This window comes from Geobacillus sp. B4113_201601 (assembly GCF_001587475.1).
In the GTDB taxonomy this organism is placed as follows: domain Bacteria; phylum Bacillota; class Bacilli; order Bacillales; family Anoxybacillaceae; genus Geobacillus; species Geobacillus icigianus.
In genome coordinates this window covers 1-5282 of the sequence record NZ_LQYX01000096.1, presented here as the reverse complement: position 1 = coordinate 5282, position 5282 = coordinate 1, and the positions used below count along the sequence as shown (strand labels likewise).

General features: G+C 42.7%; 4 protein-coding genes and 1 pseudogene. All 5 read right to left on the bottom strand.

The genetic code is table 11. The annotated features are described in order from the left end of the window. Window positions 1-273, bottom strand: a pseudogene (locus B4113_RS19010) (IS4 family transposase); the annotation flags it as partial. A gap of 149 nt (window positions 274-422) precedes the next feature. Next, the gene (locus B4113_RS13910; protein ID WP_369802278.1) at window positions 423-1247 is read right to left on the bottom strand and encodes a phosphoenolpyruvate hydrolase family protein; all 825 of its coding nucleotides are present in this window, start codon (window positions 1245-1247) and stop codon (window positions 423-425) included. Continuing rightward, a complete protein-coding gene (locus B4113_RS13905; protein WP_033842841.1) occupies window positions 1237-2475 on the bottom strand; it encodes a Tm-1-like ATP-binding domain-containing protein in 1239 nt (412 codons plus the stop codon). Before B4113_RS13905 ends, B4113_RS13910 begins: the two co-directional genes overlap by 11 nt. Window positions 2476-2565: 90 nt before the next feature. Next, on the bottom strand, window positions 2566-3759 hold the full coding sequence (locus B4113_RS13900) for a phosphoenolpyruvate hydrolase family protein (protein ID WP_026500105.1): 1194 nt from the start codon (window positions 3757-3759) through the stop codon (window positions 2566-2568). A 230-nt stretch (window positions 3760-3989) separates the two neighbouring features. Further along, window positions 3990-5123, bottom strand: a complete 1134-nt coding sequence (locus B4113_RS13895) for an IS4 family transposase (protein ID WP_033842839.1) — start codon at window positions 5121-5123, stop codon at window positions 3990-3992. Window positions 5124-5282: the final 159 nt, after the last annotated feature.

Genomic DNA, 5282 nt, shown 5'->3' with positions numbered 1-5282 from the left:
TTTTCGTTAAACCGTTGATTGAGCCCTTCCGCACTCAGAGAGGTGTTTTGCTTAAGAGCTAGAGCACTGCAGAGCTACACCAATGATTTTTGACCGCCTTCTTCTTGGAGAAATGTGCAAAGTGCCACGAAATCATGGGCGCGCAACTTCCCCTTTCGTTGAATAAATCGATGATCTCGGGCCATCCTGTTCCAGCTCTTCGCATGATAACACGCTTCGTAAACCCTCTAAAAAACAATGCCATTCCTCTTGGAGAGATAAGGACGTCTTCAAAAAAACCACCCTTTCTAAGACATGATGAAGTCTTCAAAAGGATGGTCAAATGAGGCATAGATTTATTCCTGTTTTCTTAACTTGATGGCTATGAAGGTGCCCTTATTTTGGGACACCCGATGATGGAATGATCCTTCCATATTTTTTGATTATCTTTTTATCTGTTTAAATGCTTCCGTTTGAGCTTTAATCCCTTTCTCAGCAGCAAATCTTTCGATGCTGGATGCTCCAAAGAATCCAACTAGGCCGTCCACCCTTTTAATGACGTATTTGGCATCTTCAGGTTCCGCGATAGGACCTCCATGGCAAATTACCAAAATGTCAGGATTAACGGATCGTCCGGCATCAACGATTCTTTGGATTCTTTCAACACAGTCATCCAGGGATAAAGCCGTTTTGGCTCCAATTGTACCTTTCGTCGTTAAGCCCATGTGAGCGACTAAAATATCAGCACCTGCATTTGCCATTTTTATTGCTTGTTCTTCATCAAAAACATATGGAGTTGTGAGCATGTCCAATTCATGGGCTTTCCGAATCATATCCACTTCCAAGTCATAACCCATTCCTGTTTCTTCCAAGTTTTGCCGGAACACCCCATCAATCAATCCTACCGTCGGGAAATTTTGTACTCCGCTGAAACCTTGGTCCTTTAATAGTTTTAAAAATACATCCATGATTCGAAAGGGATCTGTACCGTTAACCCCTGCAAGCACAGGCGTATTTTTCACAACGGTCAACACTTCATTGCCCATTTCAACGACAATTTGGTTCGCATCACCATATGGAAGTAAACCTGCCAATGACCCGCGTCCAGCCATTCTGTAACGGCCAGAATTATAAACGATTAACATATCCGCACCGCCGGCTTCACTGCTTTTTGCCGTTATACCTGTACCTGCTCCAACCCCTAATAATATTCTTCCTTTGGCGATTTCTTCTCTAAATCGTTTTAAAATTTCTTGTCTAGAAGGCATGTTCATTTTCTCCTTTCCTTCTTTCCATTAATTCGATCAGTTTTTTAGCTGCAGTTTCTCCGAATACTTTTTCATTGATGTGCGCATTAATTTCAATGATCTCCACTTTACTTTGGTCAATATTTTCTTTAATTGTGTCGAATAGCATCTTGTCCTCTTCCGGTCCATAGAATGGTTGCCCTTCCGCATCCAAACCGGAAAGACCTTTTAACGGCAACAATAATGCCGTGTTGCCGGAAGCCATATTTAACTTTTCCGCAATCTTTTCGCCAATTTTCCTGTTTTCTTCCACGGTCGTCCGCATCAAGGTGACGGATGGATTATGCTGATAAAATTTCCTTCCGGCAAATTTTGCAGGGACGGTATCACGCGGTCCAAAATTGACCATATCAATCGCCCCAAGGGATACTACTTGAGGAACCCGGTTTAATGCTGCGGCTTCCAATCGATGTGGACCGGCCGCCAAAATTCCTCCCACCAACTCGTCTGCCCATTCGGTCGTTGTAATATCCAATACTCCTTCAATAAACCCGTTTTCGATAAGGCTTTCCATCGTTTTCCCGCCAATACCCGTCGCGTGGAAGATCAAAACTTCATATCCATGATCCTCCAAGTATTTTTTTGCATAATTGATGCAAGGCGTCGTAAGGCCGAACATGGTCGCCGCAATTAATGGTTTTTGTTCCTTTGTCGTTTTTTGCTCATATTGCAGCATGCCGGCAATGGCAAAAACAGCATTTGAAAAAATTTTAATCGAAAACGAGTTGATGCCTGCGATATCTACGATGGACGGAAACATGACAATATCGCTCATTCCAACATAAGGGAGCGTATTTCCGGATGCAACGGTGGAAACCATCACTTTCGGAACACCAATCGGCAACTTTCTCATGCCTGCTGTTGCAATGGAAGTGCCCCCCGTACCGCCGAAAGATAAAACCCCATCAAATTTCCCTTCTTTAAACAACTCGGGCAATAACACTTCCATTCCTTTTGCAAGCGTAGCTGTCGCATAGGCTCTGTCTTTACGTTCAACGATTTCTTCAATATCCCCTCCCGCAGCTGCAACGACTGCACGATTCGAAACATCGGGTTCAAAAACCGGCTCAAAAACACCGGTATGGATCGTAAACGTGCGAAAACCCAATGATTCGATCAATTCTTTAACGAACAAAAACTCTCTACCCTTTGTATCGAACGTGCCGGCCAAAGCGATCGTCTTGTCCACCGTATCACTCCTTTCCCATGGGTGAAAATTTATTTTCACCCAAATGATACCGCTTCCATCATTGAAAATATATGTTCTTTTGTTTGAAGATTATGGATTTATGTTTGTTTTTACATATTCTTTCGGGGACATCCCCGTTCGTTTCTTAAATATTTTACTGAACTGGGCATAATCGGGATAACCGACCATTTCCGATACAATCGTTAACGGGACTTTCTTTTCCTTTAAAATTTCAATGGCACGGTTAATCCGATAATCGATCAAATAGTCACGAAAAGAAATCCCTACTTCTGTTTTGAACAATAGGCTTAAATAGGGTCTGGACAAGCCCAACATCCCGGCTAGTTCATGTAAGGTAATTTCCTCATTGTAATGTAAACTGATATATTTCTTGACAAAATCGATATATTCTTTTTGAGTGTTAAATCCGTCAATAATCCTTTGAATGAGTTGTTCATATTTGATATCATTGGTTTGTTTAAATGATTGGGTAACATGCAGAATGGCCTGTTCAGAAGGAATCCGTTCAAAAACTGATCCGCCGATATATCCGTGTATATCCGTCCCATTATACATAAATTGGACATCCACAGGTTTGCTGACAGGACCGCCATAAATCATCTTAATGATATTTGGATTAATTTTTTGACATTCCTCAAAAATCTCGGTCGCCAAATTTTTAGCGGATTGCAGGGTTTGAACATATTTGGCGCCCAACATTCCGCCTTTGGTCAAGCCAAAGTGCACACAAATGACATCGGCTCCGGCCTTTGTCATTTGTATGGCTTGCGTTTTATTAAAGACAAAAGCTACCGTAAAGAGATCCAACCCATTGGCGATCGAAATGGCTTCCACTTCCTTATCATATGAAATATCTGCTTCTTCCAGAGCTTCCCGATATTTTCCGTCGATTAACCCTATCGTCGGATAATTATTGATCCCCGCAAAGCCCTTTTCTTTAATCAAAGCGATATAGCTTTTTAGGTCAATCGTTGGATCAGTGGCCATCAAACCGAAAATGATCGGAATATTTTTGATGATCGGCAATAATTCTTTTAGCCCGAAATCCATGACGATTTCATTACTGTTAGAAAAGGGAAGATATCCAGCAAGAGAACTGACACCCATTTGCCGGAATTTTCCGGAACTTAGCGCCAAAATAAAATCGGCGCCGCCTTTTTCAGCATACCGGCCAGTTAATCCTGAACCGGCAGCTACACCTATTAAATGCTGATTGGCTTTTAATTGTTTTTTTAATTTTTTCCATATTTCCCTCTTATTCATCCGCATCGCCCCCCACCCATCGGTCGATATTTTCCGACATGTTGTCAGCGAAACTTCTTCCCCTTCGCGTCTATCATTTTCCGGATTTCAAGATCCTTAATGGCTTCCAAAGTCATTCCCGATTTTCAAAACCAAAAGAGAACCGTTTTTCGGATAGCCTTCGGTGAGAAGAGACAGGATGTATACGCTAGGACTATTCCGGTTGTAAATCATTGAAACACGGCTGTTGATTATCCAAAATTATGAATACTTCTCCCGTAAAAATGGGCATGCTCAAATAAGACAGCTACCATCTCTGATTTCCAATCGAGAGGAAGTTGCCCAAATAAAACCCGACGAACGAAAGAAATGAACGTGAGGGTGGTTTGCGTTCGTTTCTCTGTTCGGTCATATAGCCATCTCAATAACACATAGGCAATGAACGCCGCAAACAGCTGATTGTAGACGGCGTTTTTTGTTGTCCCAAATAAGGTAGGTACATTCAAGTATTGCTTGATCCATCGAAAAAAGACCTCGACTGCCCAACGCTCTTGATACATGTCGGCCATCTTTTCTGCCGATACGTCAAAGACATTCGTTACGACGCGAATCTCCTTTCTATGGGCATCACGAAAGATGACCACTCGATGACGTTTTTTCGAACGGCATTGCTTCGTTCCTAGCTGACAAGTAAAATCAGCGATGACATTGGAATCGGATGAAACAAGACGCTGTAAACGGTGACGACGATGAATCTCTACATTTTCTTTCATGCGAATGACAAAAAGTTGTCCATTTTCGGCAAATTGGTCGATCCGCTCGATTTTAAAATACGCCCGATCTTCCACAAGAATTTGCTTCGGATGTGTCAACGCTTCCCCGACAGGACCATCGTGGCGTAGACCGGTTGTTTCTATGGCATCCATTGGTGACTGGTATTCAGGAGAATAAGCGACATGCCGTTTCATCCCTGATCGTTCCCCATGATCAGGCGCCCATGATAGGCGGTTCTTTCCGACTGTCACCGTTGTCGAATCGACAATGCGAAGAGGTTTCGGGAATCGAAGAGATCGCCGTGTTTGGCGATTACACTTCGAAACGATCAGTGCAAACAAACGCTTCATGATTTCATATGGAATCTCCTTCGCCTTGTTTGCCACCGTCGAATAATGAAAACGCGGCAATTGGGAAGTGGGCGCCACATCAGCACCATGACGAAAACTCTTCCACTCATGGACAGCCGCGAGAAGGAAAAAGTCGATTAACGTACGTACGGTAAATTTACGAGATGAGTCGTGATAACCCACTGCTTCTGTGATGGTTTGAATGTCTTCGTCTGACACAATTTTTTGCATCAAATTTGGGAGTGTGGTATGCTTGTTCATAGAGAGCACCTCTTTCCTGGGTTTGTTTGTGTGGTTACTTACATTCTACCGGAAAGGTGCTCTTTTTTCTATTTTTTTGGTTGATCACCAAATTTTGTGATTTAGTGACAAAAAAGAGAAAGCACTGACGAGATCCTGGCAATAATGTTAGCGGTGAAA

What these genes read in the sequence shown, in the direction of transcription:
- B4113_RS13910 (WP_369802278.1), bottom strand. Translation starts at nt 1,247, where the DNA reads ATGCCTTCTAGACAAGAAATTTTAAAACGATTTAGAGAAGAAATCGCC.
- B4113_RS13900 (WP_026500105.1), bottom strand. Translation starts at nt 3,759, where the DNA reads ATGAATAAGAGGGAAATATGGAAAAAATTAAAAAAACAATTAAAAGCC.
- B4113_RS13895 (WP_033842839.1), bottom strand. Translation starts at nt 5,123, where the DNA reads ATGAACAAGCATACCACACTCCCAAATTTGATGCAAAAAATTGTGTCA.